Consider the following 556-nt stretch of genomic DNA (forward strand, 5'->3'; position numbering starts at 1 on the left):
AAGTATCACCGCAAACGCAAGCAACGCAGGCTGGGGAAACTGACTCCTGTCCAGTTCGAAGCTAGAATGATCGAGCCCGTCGCTCTGGCGGCATAAGCCCGGTGTCAACCAAACCTTCAGCAGACCCTATCGATGCGTCGCTGGTGCATGTGCACTCTGACAAGGAGCACGCCGCAGGCACCTATAAGCGTGGGTACGGTTTCTCTCCCATGATCGCAAGCGTGGATTACGCGAAAGACAATGGCACCGGGGAAGTCCTGGCCGTGCAGCTGCGGCCCGGGAACAAGGGCGCGAACTCAGCGGCGGACCACATCACGATCCTGGACCAGGCTCTGGCCCAGCTACCTGATGAGTTCTATGACCAGGACGGGATACTGATCGGTGAGAAGGTCCTGGTGCGCACCGACAGCGCTGGCGCTTCGCGCGGGTTCCTGCACCACCTGGATTCGTTGGGGCTCCAGTTCCCCACCTCCTACACGCTGCCGGTGGTCAAAGAGCGGTTCATCGGATGGATCAACGAAAAGAAGTACTGGGAACCAGCCACCGACCAACACGG

The 556-nt window shown here is 59.9% G+C and carries 1 pseudogene; it reads left to right on the forward strand.

Annotation, left to right across the window (positions count from 1 at the left end):
* Positions 1-128: 128 nt before the first annotated feature.
* A pseudogene (locus tag JCM19049_RS17170) lies at positions 129-556 on the forward strand (transposase); the annotation flags it as partial.

Source organism: Arthrobacter sp. JCM 19049, from assembly GCF_001310435.1.